The 17,924-nt window shown below is 40.7% G+C and carries 29 protein-coding genes and 1 pseudogene; 20 read left to right on the top strand and 10 right to left on the bottom strand.

What is annotated here, in order from left to right; translation table 11 throughout:
* The first annotated feature begins 157 nt into the window (after positions 1 to 157).
* From cobA to MKP07_RS16305, 8 genes are all read left to right on the top strand, one after another.
* Positions 158 to 691, top strand: coding sequence for a uroporphyrinogen-III C-methyltransferase (gene cobA / locus MKP07_RS16340; RefSeq protein WP_240848133.1), 534 nt, complete (start codon positions 158 to 160; stop codon positions 689 to 691).
* A 77-nt stretch (positions 692 to 768) separates the two neighbouring features.
* The gene (locus tag MKP07_RS16335) at positions 769 to 924 is read left to right on the top strand and encodes a hypothetical protein (RefSeq protein ID WP_240848132.1); all 156 of its coding nucleotides are present in this window, start codon (positions 769 to 771) and stop codon (positions 922 to 924) included.
* A gap of 42 nt (positions 925 to 966) precedes the next feature.
* Positions 967 to 1,650 carry a Crp/Fnr family transcriptional regulator gene (locus MKP07_RS16330; RefSeq protein ID WP_240848131.1) on the top strand — a complete coding sequence of 228 codons (684 nt, stop codon included), beginning with the start codon at positions 967 to 969 and terminating at the stop codon, positions 1,648 to 1,650.
* A gap of 104 nt (positions 1,651 to 1,754) precedes the next feature.
* Positions 1,755 to 2,045: a BON domain-containing protein gene (locus MKP07_RS16325; RefSeq protein ID WP_240848130.1), complete on the top strand. Its 291-nt coding sequence runs from the start codon at positions 1,755 to 1,757 to the stop codon at positions 2,043 to 2,045.
* A 292-nt stretch (positions 2,046 to 2,337) separates the two neighbouring features.
* Positions 2,338 to 2,757, top strand: coding sequence for an SH3 domain-containing protein (locus tag MKP07_RS16320; protein ID WP_240848129.1), 420 nt, complete (start codon positions 2,338 to 2,340; stop codon positions 2,755 to 2,757).
* Between the two features lie 304 nt (positions 2,758 to 3,061).
* Complete coding sequence (locus MKP07_RS16315) at positions 3,062 to 3,364, top strand: hypothetical protein (protein ID WP_240848128.1); 303 nt, start codon at positions 3,062 to 3,064, stop codon at positions 3,362 to 3,364.
* A 110-nt stretch (positions 3,365 to 3,474) separates the two neighbouring features.
* Positions 3,475 to 3,777 carry a hypothetical protein gene (locus tag MKP07_RS16310; RefSeq protein WP_240848127.1) on the top strand — a complete coding sequence of 101 codons (303 nt, stop codon included), beginning with the start codon at positions 3,475 to 3,477 and terminating at the stop codon, positions 3,775 to 3,777.
* A gap of 454 nt (positions 3,778 to 4,231) precedes the next feature.
* Complete coding sequence (locus tag MKP07_RS16305; RefSeq protein WP_240848126.1) at positions 4,232 to 5,260, top strand: DUF2130 domain-containing protein; 1,029 nt, start codon at positions 4,232 to 4,234, stop codon at positions 5,258 to 5,260.
* A 35-nt stretch (positions 5,261 to 5,295) separates the two neighbouring features.
* Here the strand turns inward: MKP07_RS16305 and MKP07_RS16300 are convergent, their stop codons facing one another.
* Positions 5,296 to 5,601, bottom strand: a complete 306-nt coding sequence (locus MKP07_RS16300; protein ID WP_317236033.1) for a 4'-phosphopantetheinyl transferase family protein — start codon at positions 5,599 to 5,601, stop codon at positions 5,296 to 5,298.
* Between the two features lie 384 nt (positions 5,602 to 5,985).
* On the opposite strand from MKP07_RS16300, the gene dcd reads away from it, so the two are divergent.
* Positions 5,986 to 6,501, top strand: a complete 516-nt coding sequence (gene dcd / locus MKP07_RS16295) for a dCTP deaminase (RefSeq protein WP_240848124.1) — start codon at positions 5,986 to 5,988, stop codon at positions 6,499 to 6,501.
* Positions 6,502 to 6,517: 16 nt separating this feature from the next.
* Here dcd and MKP07_RS16290 read toward each other — a convergent pair whose 3' ends face one another.
* The 3 genes from MKP07_RS16290 to MKP07_RS16280 form a co-directional block, all read right to left on the bottom strand.
* Positions 6,518 to 7,201 carry a sensor histidine kinase gene (locus tag MKP07_RS16290; protein ID WP_240848123.1) on the bottom strand — a complete coding sequence of 228 codons (684 nt, stop codon included), beginning with the start codon at positions 7,199 to 7,201 and terminating at the stop codon, positions 6,518 to 6,520.
* The gene (locus MKP07_RS16285; RefSeq protein WP_240848122.1) at positions 7,176 to 7,397 is read right to left on the bottom strand and encodes a hypothetical protein; all 222 of its coding nucleotides are present in this window, start codon (positions 7,395 to 7,397) and stop codon (positions 7,176 to 7,178) included. The genes MKP07_RS16290 and MKP07_RS16285 overlap by 26 nt, the downstream gene beginning before the upstream one ends.
* A gap of 101 nt (positions 7,398 to 7,498) precedes the next feature.
* Positions 7,499 to 7,864: a hypothetical protein gene (locus MKP07_RS16280; RefSeq protein ID WP_240848121.1), complete on the bottom strand. Its 366-nt coding sequence runs from the start codon at positions 7,862 to 7,864 to the stop codon at positions 7,499 to 7,501.
* A 123-nt stretch (positions 7,865 to 7,987) separates the two neighbouring features.
* On the opposite strand from MKP07_RS16280, the gene MKP07_RS16275 reads away from it, so the two are divergent.
* The 3 genes and pseudogenes from MKP07_RS16275 to MKP07_RS16260 all read left to right on the top strand — a co-directional run bounded on the left by MKP07_RS16275 (position 7,988) and on the right by MKP07_RS16260 (position 9,991).
* Positions 7,988 to 8,521: a YqgE/AlgH family protein gene (locus MKP07_RS16275; RefSeq protein ID WP_240848120.1), complete on the top strand. Its 534-nt coding sequence runs from the start codon at positions 7,988 to 7,990 to the stop codon at positions 8,519 to 8,521.
* Positions 8,522 to 8,571: 50 nt separating this feature from the next.
* Positions 8,572 to 9,293 (top strand): annotated as a pseudogene (locus MKP07_RS42620) (DUF4197 domain-containing protein).
* Between the two features lie 248 nt (positions 9,294 to 9,541).
* On the top strand, positions 9,542 to 9,991 hold the full coding sequence (locus MKP07_RS16260) for a DUF5362 family protein (RefSeq protein WP_240848117.1): 450 nt from the start codon (positions 9,542 to 9,544) through the stop codon (positions 9,989 to 9,991).
* 79 nt (positions 9,992 to 10,070) lie between these two features.
* On the opposite strand, the gene MKP07_RS16255 is transcribed toward MKP07_RS16260, so the two are convergent.
* Positions 10,071 to 10,433 (bottom strand): response regulator transcription factor, encoded by a 363-nt coding sequence (locus MKP07_RS16255; protein ID WP_240850890.1) that lies wholly within the window; start codon positions 10,431 to 10,433, stop codon positions 10,071 to 10,073.
* Position 10,434: 1 nt separating this feature from the next.
* Between MKP07_RS16255 and MKP07_RS16250 the strand changes: the two genes are divergently transcribed.
* Together MKP07_RS16250 and MKP07_RS16245 are read left to right on the top strand one after the other, a co-directional pair.
* Positions 10,435 to 10,914, top strand: a complete 480-nt coding sequence (locus MKP07_RS16250) for a hypothetical protein (protein ID WP_240848116.1) — start codon at positions 10,435 to 10,437, stop codon at positions 10,912 to 10,914.
* 406 nt (positions 10,915 to 11,320) lie between these two features.
* Positions 11,321 to 11,476 (top strand): hypothetical protein, encoded by a 156-nt coding sequence (locus MKP07_RS16245; protein ID WP_240848115.1) that lies wholly within the window; start codon positions 11,321 to 11,323, stop codon positions 11,474 to 11,476.
* 78 nt (positions 11,477 to 11,554) lie between these two features.
* Here MKP07_RS16245 and MKP07_RS16240 read toward each other — a convergent pair whose 3' ends face one another.
* The 5 genes from MKP07_RS16240 to MKP07_RS43805 form a co-directional block, all read right to left on the bottom strand.
* The gene (locus MKP07_RS16240) at positions 11,555 to 11,761 is read right to left on the bottom strand and encodes a hypothetical protein (RefSeq protein ID WP_240848114.1); all 207 of its coding nucleotides are present in this window, start codon (positions 11,759 to 11,761) and stop codon (positions 11,555 to 11,557) included.
* A gap of 11 nt (positions 11,762 to 11,772) precedes the next feature.
* Positions 11,773 to 12,669 (bottom strand): hypothetical protein, encoded by an 897-nt coding sequence (locus tag MKP07_RS16235; RefSeq protein ID WP_240848113.1) that lies wholly within the window; start codon positions 12,667 to 12,669, stop codon positions 11,773 to 11,775.
* Positions 12,670 to 12,823: 154 nt separating this feature from the next.
* Positions 12,824 to 13,081, bottom strand: a complete 258-nt coding sequence (gene atpC / locus MKP07_RS16230; protein WP_114791550.1) for an ATP synthase F1 subunit epsilon — start codon at positions 13,079 to 13,081, stop codon at positions 12,824 to 12,826.
* 75 nt (positions 13,082 to 13,156) lie between these two features.
* A complete protein-coding gene (gene atpD / locus MKP07_RS16225) occupies positions 13,157 to 14,167 on the bottom strand; it encodes a F0F1 ATP synthase subunit beta (protein ID WP_317235839.1) in 1,011 nt (336 codons plus the stop codon).
* Positions 14,168 to 14,174: 7 nt separating this feature from the next.
* Entirely contained in the window at positions 14,175 to 14,642 is a 468-nt protein-coding gene (locus MKP07_RS43805) for a hypothetical protein (RefSeq protein WP_317235838.1), read from the bottom strand.
* Between the two features lie 267 nt (positions 14,643 to 14,909).
* Between MKP07_RS43805 and MKP07_RS16220 the strand changes: the two genes are divergently transcribed.
* The 6 genes from MKP07_RS16220 (at position 14,910) to MKP07_RS16200 (ending at position 17,899) form a co-directional block, all read left to right on the top strand.
* Positions 14,910 to 15,065 (top strand): hypothetical protein, encoded by a 156-nt coding sequence (locus MKP07_RS16220; protein ID WP_240848112.1) that lies wholly within the window; start codon positions 14,910 to 14,912, stop codon positions 15,063 to 15,065.
* Positions 15,059 to 15,619 (top strand): L,D-transpeptidase scaffold domain-containing protein, encoded by a 561-nt coding sequence (locus MKP07_RS16215; RefSeq protein WP_317236032.1) that lies wholly within the window; start codon positions 15,059 to 15,061, stop codon positions 15,617 to 15,619. The genes MKP07_RS16220 and MKP07_RS16215 overlap by 7 nt, the downstream gene beginning before the upstream one ends.
* Positions 15,620 to 15,791: 172 nt before the next feature.
* Complete coding sequence (locus tag MKP07_RS16210; protein WP_240848111.1) at positions 15,792 to 16,490, top strand: L,D-transpeptidase family protein; 699 nt, start codon at positions 15,792 to 15,794, stop codon at positions 16,488 to 16,490.
* A complete protein-coding gene (locus tag MKP07_RS38765; RefSeq protein ID WP_262919334.1) occupies positions 16,487 to 16,615 on the top strand; it encodes a hypothetical protein in 129 nt (42 codons plus the stop codon). Before MKP07_RS16210 ends, MKP07_RS38765 begins: the two co-directional genes overlap by 4 nt.
* An 89-nt stretch (positions 16,616 to 16,704) precedes the next feature.
* A complete protein-coding gene (locus tag MKP07_RS16205) occupies positions 16,705 to 16,983 on the top strand; it encodes a hypothetical protein (RefSeq protein ID WP_240848110.1) in 279 nt (92 codons plus the stop codon).
* 79 nt (positions 16,984 to 17,062) lie between these two features.
* Positions 17,063 to 17,899, top strand: a complete 837-nt coding sequence (locus MKP07_RS16200) for a hypothetical protein (RefSeq protein ID WP_240848109.1) — start codon at positions 17,063 to 17,065, stop codon at positions 17,897 to 17,899.
* Positions 17,900 to 17,924: the final 25 nt, after the last annotated feature.

Here is a 17,924-nt window from a genome sequence, read left to right as displayed (position 1 = left end):
TAACATATAAACTATTCTATTAAAAATAAGCTCAAAAGAGATTAAAATTTTTCAAAAACAATAAATACTAAATAATTTTATATTTCAAATATAATAAAATAAACGATAAAAATTCTATCTTTAATGAAAAAATATTACATATAATTATTTATAATAAATGAGAAACAAACTAATACTAATTGGAGCAGGACCTGGAGATCCTGATTTAATAACCGTGAAAGCAATCAAAAAACTACAGGAAGCAGATGTTATATTATATGATGCACTTGCAAATGAAGCGCTATTAAACTATGCTAAACCTGCTTGTATCAAACAGTTTGTTGGAAAGAGGTATGGATGCCATGCACTCAGCCAGTCTGAAATTAATGACACCATACTTGAATATGCTAAAAAAAACGAATGTGTAGTGCGGTTAAAAGGAGGCGACCCTTTTGTATTTGGCAGAGCCTGGGAGGAAATTGAAGCGGCTCAAAGCGCGGGGATGCAAATTGAAGTAGTACCTGGCATTTCAAGTGCATTGGCTGTTCCCGCTTCGCAAATGATCCCAGTTACTGCCCGAGGCACTAACGAAAGCTTTTGGGTAGTTACCGGCACCACCCGCAGCGGAGACATCTCCAGGGACATTGAGCTGGCCGCTCAATCGAGCGCCACGGTTATTATATTAATGGCGATGAGCAAACGGAGCAGATAACAGAAATATTCTCCGGCTATGGTAAAAGCGAAACACCGGTTGCCATTATTCAAAATGGCACTTTACCTAACCAGAAAATGGTAACCGGACAGGTAAAAGATATCTATTTCAGAGCGCAGCATGCAGGATTGGAAAATCCCGCTATTATTGTTATAGGCGAAGTGGTAAACCTTGCTTCAGAACTATCCGCACAACAACAAATACATAATATCTTACACTCCAGCAACGCATAGAAAGCAGCATAGTAACCCAGATTCATCTATCTTTAGTCTACTATGCGCATTAAGAAAGGCAACGAAGCCCATCATTCATTTCTTCATCAACATTGTATGAAAGAATGGTGGCCTGCACTCGACACGAACGCCCAGGTACACCAGTACAAAAAAGGAGCGATCATTTTTAAAGAAGGCGATCCGGTGAATGGCATCTACTTTATGCTGAGCGGGATTGCTAAAGTTCATAAACTGTGGGACCAGGAAAAAGAGCTGATACTACGGTTTGCGCATAACCAGGACATACTGGGACACCGGGGACTCAACAGTCAGCATGCTCAGTACCCCATTACCGCTACGGCACTTTCGGCGGTCACCTTAACCTACATCACACTCGACTTCTTTGAAGCCACTTTTAAAACCAATAAGGATTTTGCCTACCAGTTTATGATGTTCATGGCCGACGAACTGATGCTTTCGGAGATCAGGATGCGTAACCTGGCCCACATGACCGTCAGAGCCAGGCTGGCCAACGCCCTGCTTGCCATGGAGCAAAAATTTGGCAGAACCGAATCTGGGTTTATAGCTTTTACCATCAGCCGGCAGGATATTGCTGCATATGTGGGTACCGCTTATGAAACTGTATACAAAACCATGAATGAGTTTACAGAGCTGGGGTATATAAAAACAGAAGCCAAGGCTATCGCATTACTGGACAAAACAGCCATCAAGAATGCTGTGTGTTAATATTACAATAATAAAAAATATTACCGCCGACGATTGAAAATTGGCACCGATTTCGATTATATTCGCTTAGTAATTTTTTTAATAACTACTAAATCTCAATGAAAATGAAAAGAATTCTGGCCATTGTTGCCATTGTTGCATTCTCGTTTGCCCTGCCCTCTTGCAAAGGTAAAAGCGACGCCGATTTAAAAACTGCTGCTGAAGCGGCCATTAGCGCGAACCCCGAACTAACCGGTACCACAGTTGAAGTAAAAGATGGCGTAGCAACGATCTCTGGTGAATTGAAAGATCCGGCGGCCCAGGCTGCTGCAGAATCTGCTGTTAAAGGTGTAGAAGGAATTAAAAGCGTGCAAAACCAAACTTCTGTTATGCCACCTCCGCCACCGCGCCTGTAGTTATTACAGCTGACGATTCTTTAAAAACTGCGGTAACAGATGCTATCAAAGACCATCCCACTGTACAGGCCTCAGTAGCTGACGGCCAGGTTACACTGACCGGTGAAATTGCCAAGAACGATCTGAAAACTTTAATGCAGAAAGTTCAGTCTACCAAACCTAAAAAAGTTGATAGCAAAGGCTTAACAGTAAAATAAGCAGGGCAACTAAAGAGGCAGACACGCAATTATTGATAGATCAATTGTTGCCTGCATTCGGAGAATCACAATCATAACAAATCAAAAACAGTATTATGGCACTTCAGGAAAAATATCAGGCATTGGTTGATGCCGCTAATGCAGCAGGTGTAAGCAACCTGGCAGTTAGAGAACAAGATGGCGTTTTATATGTTGATGGAGACGCGCCAAGCGGAGCTGTAAAGGACCAGCTTTGGGACGTTTATAATCAAATTGACCCTAACTATGCAAGTGGGGATCTGATACTAAATGTAAATGCGAAAGCAGAAGCCGGAAGCCAGGCGCGCGTGATCACCCAGGAGTCGAACCTGAATATCAGGAAAGGTCCCGGAACCGATCAACCGATTGTTGGTAAAGCAGCTAAAGACGAGATCATTACACTCGTAAGCAAAGCCAATGATCTTTGGTGGTCCGTTCGCACCAACGACGGAGAAGAAGGATATGCCTATGCTCAGTATCTTGAGCCTATTGCGTAAACTTAAATTATCTTATATTAATACAGCCTCACATTATTGTGGGGCTTTTTTATATCCCTGCTACACTTAAAAAAACCAACTAATCGATAATATATAAATCCCTGTTTTAGAAATTATAAAACATGTATAAAAGGAGCTATTCAATATTTCTAATAAAATGCCCTCATTTTTAGAAATATTATAGATTCCATTAACTAAACCTTTGTATATAATGGAATCAATATTGCGTTTATATAACAGAGACACTTGCTCCTCTAACCCAGATAGCCAAGTGATCATTATTAAACTTTAAAACCTTTATATCATGAAAAAAATTGCAACAAAATTCGTACTGGTAACAGCTTCTACTTTTATTTTAGGAACGGCAATGGCTCAGACAGATACAACGAAAACGCCTGTACCTGATACAACGGAAACACCCACTCCAACAGATACAACGAGCGTTCCCACAGATACAACAAAAATATCTAAAACAAATATAGCAGCAACTACTTCTCTGGCAAATGTAGTAAGTAAATACAACGATACATTTTATGCAGTAACCAACAAAGAGTTGTTGAGTACAAAACAGTATGATTTAAAAACGGAAGAAGAAAACGAAGCTTAATCAGTAACACTGTTTTAGCTAGTTGCAATAGCCATCCTCAACAGGATGGCTATTGTTTTTATTCAGCCCATTATTCACTGCTCACAGTAAAAGCGTATTATCTTTAGCAGATGAAAAAAATGTTGCGGGAAGTACGATACCTTTATCAACGCAAAACAACTGAATATTTTATAAAAAGAGATTTTGATGAGCTGATATGGCAGCTTGATGACGCCGATAACAATAAAAGGGTGATCAGGAACCTTAATATCAAACAACCCGCTGCTATATCAGGCTTTACTATAACTCACTATTTCCCTAATGAATTTAAAGTTGATTATACCAGCCATTTTTTTGACAGTAAACGGCTCACCAAGTCTCATCTTGACGGGCTTATCGAAAAAATATCAGACAACAGCATTAAGTTAACCTAAAGCAAGTTCCATCATTTGAAATAGTTTACCTGCTGTTACCCTTACTTGTAGTATTGGGTGTAGGCTTTTCATTTGGTCGCCTTATCACCAGTAATCACTTGCATACTCCAACCCTGTTACTTCTTTTTCCTATACCTTGTATCATATATATCAACAGAAGAATATTGAATTTGCTTGAAAAAATATGCGTTGAATATGTAAGGTCTGGCAATGAATGTACAATATGATTTCTCTATTAGCTTTTATTTATTGAAATTGCATCAATGTCTACAAAAATAAAATGCCCCAGTTGCGGCAGCGAATTTGAACCCAACGAAGCCATAAGAGAAGAAGTGGAAAAGGAACTTCGTGCAAAGGTTACAGACTGGCAAAAAAGAAAACAGAAGAGCACCAGGCCGAGCTGCAAAAGAAAGAAACAGAATGGCTGCAAAAACTGCAGACAGAGAAAACCTCGTTGCAAAAGCAGTTGGAAGAGCAGATAACCAAAAGTATCAGCGGTGATTTCGAAAATAAACTCTCCTTACTTCAAAAAGCAAATGAGGATAATGAAGAGAAGCTAAAACTTTCGAGACAGCGGGAAACAGAGTTCCTTAAACAACAACAGGAACTTAAAAATAAAGAGGCTGAGCTGGAACTAACCTTACAGAAAAAACTAACGGAGGAAAGAGAAAAATTAGCCGAAAGTCTTCGCAAAATTGAAGCGGACAAGTCGGCTCAAAAAGATACTGAATACCAGCTTAAACTAAGAGAACTGGAAAAGCAACTGGAAGACCAGAAAAAACTGGCCAGTGAAATGAAGCGAAAGGCCGAGCAGGGTTCCATGCAACTGCAGGGAGAAAGCCAGGAGCTGGCGCTGGAAGAACTGCTCAACACATCTTTCCCCTTTGACAGGATTGAAGAAGTAGGCAAAGGTGTACGGGGAGCTGATTGTATTCAGGTGGTTCGCAATAACCTGGGCGCAGAATGCGGACGCATCATCTGGGAAAGTAAACGCGCTGAAAATTTTGGAGGCGAATGGATAGAAAAACTAAAAGCAGATATGCGCTCAATGGGGGCAGACATGGCCATCCTGGTAACTCGTAGGTACCCGAAAGACATGGATTGTTTTGGAGAAAAAGACGGCGTGTGGATCTGTAGCTTTTCAGAAGCCAAAGCGCTGGCCTCCGTTTTAAGAGATGGTATTTTCCGTATTTACAATGCGGCTAAAAGCCAGGAAAACAAAGGTGATAAAATGAATATGCTGTATAGCTATTTAACCAGTCCTGAATTTTCAGAACAATGGAAAGCCATACGTGAAGGGTTTTTAAGTATGAAAATGAGCATTCAAAGAGAAAGAGATGCAATGGAACGATTATGGAAAGCCAGGGAAAAACAGCTCGAAAAAGTATTGTTGAATGCTACACATATTCGAGGCTCCATCGATGGCATCAGTGGTTTAGAAAATGTAGATCTCAACCTATTGGATTACGACGACCCGATCTAACGTGCAGGCCCCGGCAACAAAAACACATTCATTTCTCAAACTGACGCGCAGTATATAAAGCTGAGACAAAGAGGATGCAACACCTTTAAATGAATCTCCATTGAGGTTTGACTCTTACTAAAATAGCAGTTAAAGATATCGTTTGCTTTATATCCTTGCAATTGAATGTGTTGCTTAAAATCTACCAATCCTTCCCCAAACCATTTGTATACCGCTTCTTTAGCGCTCCATACCTGTGTCGCTTTTTCCAGTGTTAACGGCGTGAGCCAAAGCTGTTCCTCCGGGCTTATAAATTTATGCTCTACCCGCAACACTTTATCGGTGGGTATTTCGATATCAATCCCTACACGATTGTTACGGCTTACAATAGCAGCCGCATAATCGCCGCAATGAGATATAGAAAAATGGTAGGCTTCATCCGCAAAAACGGTTTTCTCGTATCCGCTATTTGCACTTGTTGAGAGGGGAAATCAGGAAAAAGATATTTTAATAAAAATCGTCCCGCCAGGTGCTGCAACCGCTTGTGCGGGTGTGTCACCTCCCTATGCAAAGGTACCAGCCTCTTAAAAAAAATCATCTTCTTCTATCTTCCAGATACCCAAACGGGTATGCTCATTAATATCTTGTTGAAAAAAACAGGCATGGTGCGGCTATTAATTTTATATTGCGCAAATATAGTCGATGGCCGAGAGTCCATAGGCATTAGCCAACAGTCAATCAAAAAAATGATTCTTTCAGATATAAGGATAAAAGAGGAAATGGAACAGGGCACTATCGTTATTAAGCCTTATGACCGGGAGTGCCTGGGCAGCAACAGTTATGACATTCATTTGGGAAAATGGCTGGCTACTTACCGTGAACATGTGCTGGACGCCAAAAAACACAATGAAATAGAATATTTCGAAATTCCTGATGAAGGATTTGTACTATACCCCCATATATTTTACCTGGGCGTAACATTGGAGTATACAGAAACGCATGCACACGTCCCCTTCCTGGAGGGCAAATCGTCTACCGGTCGACTGGGTATTGACATTCACGCCACAGCCGGCAAAGGCGATGTAGGCTTTTGTGGTCACTGGACTTTAGAAATATCTGTAAAACAACCTGTGAAGGTGTACAAAGGCATGCCCGTAGGCCAACTGATCTACTTCCCTGTTGAGGGTGAGATTGAGGTAAAATATAACCAGAAAAAAATGCGAAATACAGTAGCCAACCCGAAAAGCCGGTGGAAAGTATGATGTGGAAAAATAAGTTTTAGCTTTTAGACAGGGGAAACTCAACTGAAAAAACGGATCCCTTACCTAATACGCTATCCACTTTCACGGTCCCATTATGGGAGTCGGCCACGGATTTCACATAGTTGAGCCCTAAACCAAAGCCTTTTACATTATGCAGGTTACCGGTATGGGCACGATAAAATTTTTCAAAAATACGCTTCTGGGTTTCGCGACTCATTCCGATACCATTATCCTCGAATCTAATAACGATACCATTGGAGGTATTGGAAGTAGATATTTTTAGCTGGATAGGAACATTATCCTTTGAATACTTCACCGCGTTATCTATGAGGTTATTAACCAGGTTTGTAAAATGCACTTCATCTGCATTGATCAAATCTCTCGTAGCACCGAGGTTCAATACCGAGTCCCCGTTCTTTTCATGCAACTGCAACTGGAAATTATCTACTACATTCTCAATTACTTCATGCACACGCAATGGCTTTAAGTCTATTTCAGCCTCCCTTTTTTCAAACTGAGATGCTTTTAAAATAGTTTCCACCTGCTTATTCATCCGTTGGTTCTCTTCCTTAATAATGCCGCTAAAGTAATTAAGCTTATCCCGATCCCCCATTACCCGTTCATTCTTTAGCGCATCCACTGCCAATGATATAGTGGCGATAGGCGTCTTAAACTCATGGCATGTTATTGATAAAGTCATTCTTAATTTCTCCCAGTTTCTTTTGGCGCAGCATGGTATAAACGGTAAGGTAGAATGCAGAAACAATAACTAATGTAAATAATATGGCCAATGCCACGTTCCAGATGATCGCCTGTTTTACATACGATTTCCAATTCAATACGGCTAATGCTAAATTTTCATCCTTAGTGATGCCATCTGAATCGGAGCCCGGCAAGGCCCTTATAAGTTTATAATCGGGGCTGTAATTACGAACAGTATCTTCAGAGGCTGCCCAGAAATTAGGGGACTGTTTTTCAACAGTTGGGTTTCGATTAGTTAGCAACCCCGAAAAAAAGCATACTCATACTTCATCTTACCCAGACCGGCTTTCTCAAAAGCACTATTAATGATCTTTTCAATTTCGCTGCTACTTATCTTCGCCCCTATTGAAACCGCCTTTAACGGCTCGAAAAAACCTCTCGGGGAAAACAGCGTGCCATAATCGCGGCTCGCTTCTTTGATCAGCTGCTCTCTTCTCTGCCCAAATTCATCACTTAAGTTTTGATAAACATTGTCGATATTTTGTTTAACCTGGTCTTCCTTTAATTTAATGAGGTTTTTCAACCAGGATACCTGCATTATAATAATACCGACTAAAGACAGCGTAATTAAGACAGTTATAGACGAGAATAATCTTTTCACAAAAGCAAATATAATAATAGCAACTAAGTTGAGCATGAATCAGGCAAAAGCAATCTATATTTAACTTTTTATAAATGGCTGTACGCCCGGGCACATTTAGTAAAAAATTCCTATATTGGTTGTATGATAGAACCCGCAAATGGAACTTTATTAGTAGCAAACCCTCATTTAGACGATCCCAATTTTTTAAGAACAGTAGTATTTCTTTGTGAGCACAATGAAGAAGGTAGTTTTGGCTTTATTTTGAACCGTAAACTGGATTATTTGATAGATGAGCTGGTACCTGAACTGGCCGATTTCAATATACCTGTTTTCGAAGGAGGCCCTGTTGAATTGAACACTTTACATTTTTTACACCAATACCCGGATGCTATTCCTGGCGGAAAAGAAATATTGGACGGGCTTTTTTGGGGTGGCGAATTTGACAAGGTAATAGAATTGATTAATTCAAGAACAGCAGATCTGAATAAAATAAGATTCTTCCTAGGCTATAGCGGCTGGGGCACCGGCCAGTTAGCTACTGAAATGGAAGAGAAAACATGGATCGTAGCTCCTGCTCCCCTTAAGTTTATTTTTCCCAATAATGAAAAAGAGTTGTGGAAAGATGTGCTTAAAGAGTTAGGCGGTGCATACGAGTTGATAATTAATGCCCCCTAGACCCCAGAATGAATTAATTTTGCGGGAATAATTACAACAACAGATCAAACATGAGAAGATTATTATTTGTTTTTACGCTGAGCAGCACTTTTTTCTTTTCCGGCTGTGATACTTTAAAGAATGTTGCCGGAACACTCTCCAGTTTCGAAATAGCCCAGGGGTTAAAAGAAGCTTTAACACAGGGGCTTTTTAGCGGCTTTGATGCATTTGCCAACCCTAACCAGGGTAACGCATTAGTTCGTTTTGCATTTCCGGGCGAAGCTGCAAAAATCGAAAAAACTTTGAGAGACCTGGGACTTACGCAGGTAGTGAATACTGTAACGGCTAAGTACACGAATGCGATGTCTATTGCGGTTCAAAAAGCCAAACCCATATTTTTAAGCTCAGTAAAAACATGAGCATTGGCGATGCTGCAGGTATTTTATTAAGTGGGAACAAAAATGCTGCTACCCAATATTTTAAAAGCGCCATGAGCCCGCAGCTTATGACGGCCTTTCGCCCCATAGTAGACAGCACCATACGTGCAACGGGAGCCGGCAACGAATATAATACGCTAGCTAAAGCCTATAATTCTATTCCATTAATGAATAAAAAGCTGGAGCCCAGCTTAAATGAATTTATTGCGGCGAGAGCTGTTGATGCTATGTTTTTATATGTAGCCAATAAGGAAGAAGATATACGGTCGAATCTTTCGGCACGCACCACACCTCTACTGCAAAGAGTTTTTGGTTATGCTGATCTGCAGGCAGGCAATCGCCAGTCCGCGAATTAGAAAGCATTAATCACATAAATAAGTTAGTAATGGCATCCGTTGATTGGATGCCATTATTTTTACAGAATTATGTTGCTCAATTAAAAAACTTATTCTAGTTTAGAATAAATATTAACTACAAACTTCACAACTATGACCGAACCAACAAACCATCGTTTCAACAAAAACAAGCTTGCTGCTATTACGCAAAGCATTCATTAACCAAAACTTTTTTAACCTTTTACAAAATTATTTTTAAAATTAACAATATGGAGAATAGCAACATTTTCAACGAAAACGGATTACTGGATCAAAATGGAAAAATAAATCTCGATGAAGCCGGGAAATGGTCCAGGTTTCTTGGTATTGTAGGATTTGTTATACTGGGCATTATGCTAATTTTTGGCCTCTTTGCGGGATCATTATTAAGTGGGTTAATGGCCGCTTCCGGAACGCCATTCGCGTCTTTTGGGGCTACCTTTTTTACTGTGTATATGATTGTTGTTTGTGCCATTGCATTTTATCCCACTTTTATGCTTTATAAATTTGGGAGCGCTGTACGGGCCAGCATCAGAACAAGCGACGCGGCAGGTTTCAATCAATCACTGTTGTACCTGAAAAGGTATTTTAAGTTTGTAGGCATATTCACTATCATCATTCTCGGCCTTTATGCATTGATTTTCATATTTTCCGCTTTAGGCTCAGTAGTCGGAAGATGATAGAAAAGGAAATTCAAAAAATACACTTATAACTACAGATCATCTTACATTTTAAGGCCCCGCTTCTATGAGCGGGGCTTTATTTTACCTGGTAGTATTGATGCTTTATGGCATATAACACCAACCCCACTCTTGATTTCTGTTCGAGTTTTTCGAATAGGCTATCCCTATAGCCATCTACCGTACGAACGCTTACAAACATGCGATCAGCAATTTCTTTATAAGTAAGATCGCTGCAACAGAGGTTTAAAAACTCTTTCTCCCTTACCGATAGTTTAGTAGAAGTGGTGTAGTCGTGTGGTTTGTTCATCGTAAAAAGCAGTTTTCCTGTTACCAGTTTCGAAAGATGATATCCGTTCGCCATTACATCCCTGATGGCCCTGCAAAGCTCATGCGGATCAGCATCCTTTAGTACATAACCTTTCGCCCCGCAACGCAGCATTTTGATCACCAAAAACTCGCTTTGGGTAGTGGGTATTAGTGACACATTACATAAGGATAGGTTTCAGTTATCTTCAGTTTCGTTTTTTACACAATACACAAAAGGATTATCGAAACATAGCACTATTGGAAATTGGGACATTAATATTTTAGGAGCTGTCAATTATTCCAGCGATTCCACGTCAGGAAATAGAAATCTAAAAAGAGGACTTATAGAAGTAAAACCACTCATCAACTATGTTATGAAGAACAGGGATAATGATTACTCTTGTTTAGAAATTGCATTAGGTGCCTCCTACCTTTACAGATTAGCGAGAATATATCCGGGCGAAGAAAAAAATGCTTTCTACGCTAATGCTGTGGCTCGAATAAGGCTAAAAGATGATATCTGGCTACCTTTGGAAGTAAAGTATGACCCTAAAAACGGAAAGCTATTCGGTCTATTAAGTGCGCGCATTAACTTCAATTCAATACTAAATTAATAAAGCTATTGGGGGTCAGTCATTACTCCCCTGATGAAATAGCCATTTTATTCATTTAATACATCATCGTTCAAAAATTTGTAAGTTCCTCAAAAATAGTCTACTTTTACAGTAGACTATTAAAATTATGCTCATACCCCTAAAATATTGTTGTTGTTAAATGAAAGTTCTACCTGCTTTTCATTTTATAAACCAACATTTATATTTTACCGATGACGATCCTCTTTCTCTCCCTTCTTTATTTTTCTGCGCCTTCTGCCAATGACATTAACGGTATATGGCTTAACCCGGAGAAAACCCGTTCCATACGCATATTCGAGAAAAACGGTAAGTATTATGGTATTATGCACTGGATTGGGGAGCCAGAACCTAAACTCAAAAAGGTCAACTTGTTTTAAAAAACCTGGTGTTTGAAGACGGCTTGTTTAAAAATGGCCAGGCTTATACTCCGGCCTATGGCTGGGTGGCATGTGATGCTAAACTAAGTAATCGTCAACTGCATCTTACCGGGTACAAATTTGGGATAGCACGAACAAGAGTGTTTTTGCAAAACTCCAATTAGCTTCCTGCCCGCTACTTGAAGATAACCCAAACTGTACACTTCGGTTATTGCAATTATTTTATCTTTTGCCAGGCACTATTACTTCTTCAGCTCTTCACATAAGGTCCAACTATTGATGGTAAGCGAACCTATGGAATTGGCATAGCCCAAACCTTCGGTAAATGCGAAATTAGATATTTCTGCACCACGCCTCATTATGGACAACTGACTTTTACTTACCAGCTCCTCTTCAAAAATGGTCTCGTTCCTTTTCAGTTCACTTACCCATATTACCGGAGCCCACACTTCAATACGTTTTAATGTTGTACCGGCCCAGTAATATCCATTTGCACAGGATACCAGTCCTCCGGCAAGGGCAGTAATTGTGGCGTCCCAGGTAAAGTTTTTCTAATTCTGATCAACCTGTCGTCATCCATAAAAGTTCCGGGAATTGTAATATTGCTATTCGCCCAACAGGTTCCACGTCCGATACCATAAAACGGGAAAGCAACTCCGTTCGCAAATAAATAGTAATAGGAAGAAGGTTGCCCCATGTACCTGAATAAATCAGCTGTAGCTCCTGCAACTAAAGTAACTTCCTTATTAGATCCACCTACAATCGCTTTTGTTGCATTATAGCATTGTAATTCCGGAGCAGGCACCGGAGCCGGGTCGGGTTGATCGGAAGGCAATGGATCTTTTCGACTGCCATATTCAATTTTAAAGTTTAGAAACTCCTTATCAAACGCAATATGCTCCCTGAGGCTGTCAGGCAAAGCTCTTATAATGGCCTTCTTATAGCCCTCTTCATCAATAGCAGCTTTCTCCCAGACATCGCTAATGAAACTATAATAGCGCTTACGGATATACTGTAATTTCTCCTGCCGCTCAACCTCGGTTTTCAGCTCCTTCACTTTTTCAACATCTTCTTTAAAGGCTTTATAGGTACCTGTTTCATCTTTGTCTACTATTTGTAGCAACGCTTCGCGTGCAGGTGCTACAATTTCGGCTATCGTTTCACTAAAACCGGGCGGTAGTATAGATCCCCGGCCAGGTTCGCCCTCCTTCATTTCCAGGTTATAGGTGCCGGGCCTTGATGCTTGTATTGTTGTTGAACTTCGCGGCCCTTCTTCTGAGTCTGTTATCGATCCTTTCTTGCATTGGGTAAATAAAAGTAAAACTAACAGGGCTGAAGCTAAAATAGGGGCTTTCATAATTGACTGGTTTATTTTTATAATAGAACGTTTTGCATTCGATAAAAATAAAGCCTGAAGGCAAGCTTATCAGTCCCCTAAAAACAGGATTTTTAATAATAACAAAAAATCCCGAAGCGAAAAGCCCCGGATTCTATCAATACGTATAAAAAGATTAAACTTTCTTAGCGCCTTCCACCAATACGGTTACATTGTTATTCAGTACCTCTACAAATCCACCCTGAATAGTATAGAAAGTGGCTGGGCCTGTAAGACTGCTTTGTAATACTTTCAGCTTACCCTCTCCCAACGCAGCGATCATCGGAGCATGCCTGTTCAGCACTTCGAAAGACCCGGTTACGCCTGGCATTTGAACACCATAAGCTTCACCACTAAAAATACTGCCTTCCGGAGTTAAAATATTTAATTTCATTTGTATTATGTGATAATGTAATAATGAGCCAAATAATTAGCTTATTAGCACATTGGCTAATTAGCTAATTAATTACTATGCTAATAACTTCTTACCTTTTTCAATAGCATCTTCAATATTACCTACCAGGTTGAAGGCTGCTTCAGGGTACTCATCTACCTCACCGTCCATGATCATGTTAAAGCCACGGATCGTTTCATCGATAGGTACCAGTACACCTTTCAAACCAGTAAAGGCTTCAGCTACGTGGAAAGGCTGAGAAAGGAAACGCTGTACTTTACGTGCACGCGATACCGTCATTTTATCTTCATCACTCAACTCGTCCATACCTAAGATGGCGATGATATCCTGAAGCTCTTTATAACGTTGCAGAATTAATTTCACTTTGTTGGCACAAGTATAGTGCGCCTCACCCACTACTGAAGGCATCAGGATACGAGAGGTAGAATCCAATGGATCCACCGCAGGATAAATACCTAAGTCAGCAATTTTACGGCTTAATACCGTTGTAGCATCTAAGTGGGCAAATGTTGTTGCCGGAGCCGGATCCGTTAAATCATCCGCCGGTACATATACCGCCTGTACTGAAGTAATAGAACCATTTTTAGTAGAAGTAATACGCTCCTGCATCAATCCCATTTCTGTAGCAAGTGTAGGTTGGTAACCCACCGCTGAAGGCATACGACCTAACAAGGCTGATACCTCAGAACCAGCCTGAGTGAAACGGAAGATATTATCAACGAAGAACAGGATATCCTTACCTTTTCCTTCGCCATCACCATCACGGAAATATTCAGCAATTGTTAAACCGCTCAAAGCCACGCGCGCACGTGCACCCGGAGGTTCGTTCATTTGTCCGAATACGAAAGTTGCTTTAGACTCTGCTAACTCAGCAGGATCAACCTGGCTCAAATCCCAGCCACCTTCTTCCATGCTATGTTTAAAGCCTTCACCATATTTCATGATGCCTGCTTCAATCATCTCACGCATCAGGTCATTCCCCTCACGCGTACGCTCTCCCACACCGGCAAATACCGACAAACCACCGTGACCTTTAGCAATATTATTAATTAACTCCTGGATCAATACTGTTTTACCACACCAGCACCACCAAACAAACCAATTTTACCCCCTTTGCATAAGGTTCAATAAGGTCGATCACTTTAATACCAGTAAACAACACTTCAGAAGCCGTGCTCAGGTTTTCAAAAGCCGGAGGCATTGCGTGTATAGGGCGGCCGTTTTCTTTAGAAACAGCAGGCAAACCATCGATAGGATCTCCCGTTACGTTAAAAAGACGTCCTTTAATAGCTTCACCAACAGGCATAGCAATTGCTTTTCCTGTATCGCGTACTTCCGTACCGCGAACAAGACCTTCAGTTCCGTCCATCGCAATAGTACGAACGCTGTCTTCTCCCAGATGTTGCTGAACTTCGAGTATTAGCTTTTCGCCATTCTCTTTCGTCAGCTCTAACGCGTTATAAATTTCAGGGAGTGTGTCACCAAACTGAACGTCGATTACCGCTCCAATAACTTGTTTAATTTTACCAACTGTTGCCATATAATTTGAGGTCTGGTTATTTTTGTGGCTGCAAAAGTAAGGCTTCTCTGCGTATTATGGTACAACCGCTTTACAAATTATTCACATTTCAACTTTGCTCAACCCTACAAAATGGCGCTAATCCTCATTCATACCAGAAAATATTCTAATACATGCTTCAAACGCCGACTTATATTGTTTTTTACGGCTAATTTTGTATGAAATCTTATTCCTTATTTGTAACCTATATATGATTTTTAGACAACCGCTGTTTATAGCAGCTTTTTTGTGCTTTTGCTGCCATCCTGCAATTTCTTTGAAAAAACAAAGGAGGAGGAAAAACAGGAACGGGAGAAGATCATTACAAAAGTGGACATTACCATTGACACCAGCAATTCCTTCAATTCGCTTTTTATTGATACTGCGGAAGTTAGAGTATTTTAGAAGCCAATGAGCTTAGCGATACCTTAAATAACCGCCTGACCAGCTTTTACAATAGCCGGAACTACCAATATGCCTGGTTTTCAAAGGAAGGGCTACCAGAGCATACCGTTTCCTTCTGGAATTTGCTGAAAAACTATCTAAACTATTCGAAAGATTCTTCCGTTTACAATAAATGGCTGACAGACAAGATGGAGACCCTGATCCGCCTGGAGCGCATACGTCCAAAAAATGACTCCTTATACCAGAACGTGGAAATACTGCTGACCAGATATTTTTATACTTATGCAGACCATGCTTTTGCAGCAGATCCCGATTTCAGCATCAAATCACTGGAGTGGTACATCCCTAAAAAGAAGCTGACGCTGGAAGCTATGCTGGACTCCGTATTAACTAGTCATGGGCAATATGCAGATGAATATGCCCCTCAAAACCCACAATACCTGAAATTAAAAGAACAGCTGTCAAAATATAAACAGATTAAAGATGCCGGAGGGTGGCCCACTGTAAACAGCAAAGTGGAGATCATGAAAAAGGTTACACTGATGCTGCTGTAAAGACCCTGAAAAAAGACTAAAAGCAGAAGGCTTTCTGTTTGGCCCCGACAGCACTTTTACCAATGAGTATGACAGCGAGCTGGCGGATGCCGTAAACGAACTCAAAAAAACATATGGCTACAAACCTGATGGCACTGCTGGCAAAACCTTCTTAAAAGATGTAAATATTTCTGTGGAAGAACGTATACAACAGGTATTAATCAACATGGAACGTATGCGTTGGCTACCGGGCAACACCAAAGACAGCGGCCGCTCTATCATGGTGAATATCCCTGAATTTAAACTTCATGTATACGAATATGGCCAGCCAGCCTGGGATATGGATGTGGTGGTTGGCAAAGAAGGTAATAATACGACTGTATTTACCGGGCGCTTGAGCAATATTGTTTTCAGCCCCTATTGGAACGTACCCACCAGCATTGTTAAAAACGAAATGAATGGCGCGCCGAGCGCAGCCTACCTGGCACGAAACCATATGGAAGTGATCAAAGGACGTGTGCGGCAAAAGCCCGGCCCCTGGAATTCCCTAGGCCTGGTTAAGTTCCTCTTTCCTAATAGTTACAATATTTATTTCCACGACTCTCCCGCCAAAAGTTTATTTAACCGGGACAAAAGAAGCTATAGCCATGGCTGTATCCGGCTGAAAGACCCTGCAAAGCTGGCAGAATATATTTTAAATGACACGGTAAGATATAGCGCTAAAAAGGTAGACAGCCTGATGCATACTTATGAGGAAAAATATGTAAGGGTTAAAAAGCCCATCCCGGTACTGATCACTTATTTCACATCGTGGGTAAACGACAGCAGCGTTTTAAACTTCAGGGAAGATATTTATGGGCATGATGCCATTATTGCTAAAAAATGTTTTTGAACAGTGTAGGCACCAGCTACAGCAGGCAAAAAACTATTAAAGACAGCATTCAAAAAGTAAAAGACCTGGCTAAACTGAAAGAACAAAAAGAAAAGATTCTATCGCCCGCAAAACCGAAGCAATAGAACTAAAAAGAAAACAGGATAGCGTTGCTGGTACGAAGAAGAAGAAAACTTCAGGCATATAATATTGGATCGCCGCCTATTTTTGTAGCATGAATCTTATTGAAGTTAATACCTCAACGCTCGCAAGGGACTTTATTAAAGTGAACGTTTTGATCAATCAAAGCGATCCGAATTATATACGCCCTTTAGATAAAGACATCAATGAGGTTTTCGACAAAGAAAAAAATAAGACCTTCCGCTCCGGTGAAGCCGTTAGATGGGTATTGAAAAACGAACAAGGCCATCTTATCGGTCGTATTGCCGCTTTCGTTAATAAAAATATAAATCAAAGGGAGATGATGGTCCTGTGGGCGGCATGGGATTTTTGATTGTATCAACGACCAGACAGCGGCTAACATACTACTGGATGCTGCGAAAGGCTGGTTAAAAGGCAAAGGCATTACTGCTATGGACGGACCGATCAATTTTGGGGAACGTGACACCTGGTGGGGGTTGCTGGTGAAAGGGTTTGAGCCTCCCTTATACCGGATGAATTATAACCCGGCATATTATAAAGACCTGTTGGAAAGCTATGGGTTTCGTCCCTTTTTTAACCAAATTTGTTTTAGCCTAAATGTAGGTAGCCGTATACAGGAGAAATTTTATGAGCGACACGCGGCTTTGGCTAAAGACCCGAGCTACTCTTCGGACAACATCAAAACGAACAACCTGCCCAAATACGTGAAAGACTTTACAACCGTCTATAACAAAGCATGGGCGGGGCATGGAGGATTAAAACAGCTCGATGAGAGAACCGCATTGAAAATGTTCCAATCCATGAAGGCGGTTATGGACGAAAGGGTGAACTGGATTATTTACTATAAAGGAGACCCTATTGGTATTTGGGTGAACCTCCCCGACCTTAATCAATGGTTCAAATACCTGAATGGAAAATTTGGACTACTGGATAAGCTGAAATTTTTATGGTATAAAAAAACAAAACCCTGCAACAAGTTTGTAGGACTTGTTTTTGGCATCGTGCCGGAATTCCAGGGAAAGGGCGTTGACGCTTACATGATCATTGAAGGCTGCCGCCTGATCCAAAACCTGAAAATCACAAATGGGCAGTATGAACTGGGCACTCCTATTTATGAAAATTTCGAAATGCAATGGATCGGTGATTTCAATCCCAAAATGATCAATGTTGCAGAATCGCTGGGCACACACAGGAGTAGAATATTAACTACCTACCGTTACCTGTTTGACCGTGAAAAGAAATTCACAGCACACCCGCTTTTGTCGTAATATTGCCTGCCCGAAAAAATATTTC

This window comes from Paraniabella hibiscisoli, assembly GCF_022512515.1.
In the GTDB taxonomy this organism is placed as follows: Bacteria; Bacteroidota; Bacteroidia; order Chitinophagales; family Chitinophagaceae; genus Niabella; species Niabella hibiscisoli.
This window is presented reverse-complemented; position numbering and strand designations above follow the sequence as displayed.

What these genes read in the sequence shown, in the direction of transcription:
- cobA (WP_240848133.1), top strand. Translation starts at nt 158, where the DNA reads ATGAGAAACAAACTAATACTAATTGGAGCAGGACCTGGAGATCCTGAT.
- MKP07_RS16335 (WP_240848132.1), top strand. Translation starts at nt 769, where the DNA reads ATGGTAACCGGACAGGTAAAAGATATCTATTTCAGAGCGCAGCATGCA.
- MKP07_RS16330 (WP_240848131.1), top strand. Translation starts at nt 967, where the DNA reads ATGCGCATTAAGAAAGGCAACGAAGCCCATCATTCATTTCTTCATCAA.
- MKP07_RS16325 (WP_240848130.1), top strand. Translation starts at nt 1,755, where the DNA reads ATGAAAAGAATTCTGGCCATTGTTGCCATTGTTGCATTCTCGTTTGCC.
- MKP07_RS16320 (WP_240848129.1), top strand. Translation starts at nt 2,338, where the DNA reads ATGGCACTTCAGGAAAAATATCAGGCATTGGTTGATGCCGCTAATGCA.
- MKP07_RS16315 (WP_240848128.1), top strand. Translation starts at nt 3,062, where the DNA reads ATGAAAAAAATTGCAACAAAATTCGTACTGGTAACAGCTTCTACTTTT.
- MKP07_RS16310 (WP_240848127.1), top strand. Translation starts at nt 3,475, where the DNA reads ATGAAAAAAATGTTGCGGGAAGTACGATACCTTTATCAACGCAAAACA.
- dcd (WP_240848124.1), top strand. Translation starts at nt 5,986, where the DNA reads ATGATTCTTTCAGATATAAGGATAAAAGAGGAAATGGAACAGGGCACT.
- MKP07_RS16290 (WP_240848123.1), bottom strand. Translation starts at nt 7,201, where the DNA reads ATGACTTTATCAATAACATGCCATGAGTTTAAGACGCCTATCGCCACT.
- MKP07_RS16275 (WP_240848120.1), top strand. Translation starts at nt 7,988, where the DNA reads ATGATAGAACCCGCAAATGGAACTTTATTAGTAGCAAACCCTCATTTA.
- MKP07_RS16260 (WP_240848117.1), top strand. Translation starts at nt 9,542, where the DNA reads ATGGAGAATAGCAACATTTTCAACGAAAACGGATTACTGGATCAAAAT.
- MKP07_RS16255 (WP_240850890.1), bottom strand. Translation starts at nt 10,433, where the DNA reads ATGCTGCGTTGCGGGGCGAAAGGTTATGTACTAAAGGATGCTGATCCG.
- MKP07_RS16235 (WP_240848113.1), bottom strand. Translation starts at nt 12,669, where the DNA reads ATGAAAGCCCCTATTTTAGCTTCAGCCCTGTTAGTTTTACTTTTATTT.
- atpC (WP_114791550.1), bottom strand. Translation starts at nt 13,081, where the DNA reads ATGAAATTAAATATTTTAACTCCGGAAGGCAGTATTTTTAGTGGTGAA.
- MKP07_RS43805 (WP_317235838.1), bottom strand. Translation starts at nt 14,642, where the DNA reads ATGGCAACAGTTGGTAAAATTAAACAAGTTATTGGAGCGGTAATCGAC.
- MKP07_RS16205 (WP_240848110.1), top strand. Translation starts at nt 16,705, where the DNA reads ATGAATCTTATTGAAGTTAATACCTCAACGCTCGCAAGGGACTTTATT.
- MKP07_RS16200 (WP_240848109.1), top strand. Translation starts at nt 17,063, where the DNA reads ATGGACGGACCGATCAATTTTGGGGAACGTGACACCTGGTGGGGGTTG.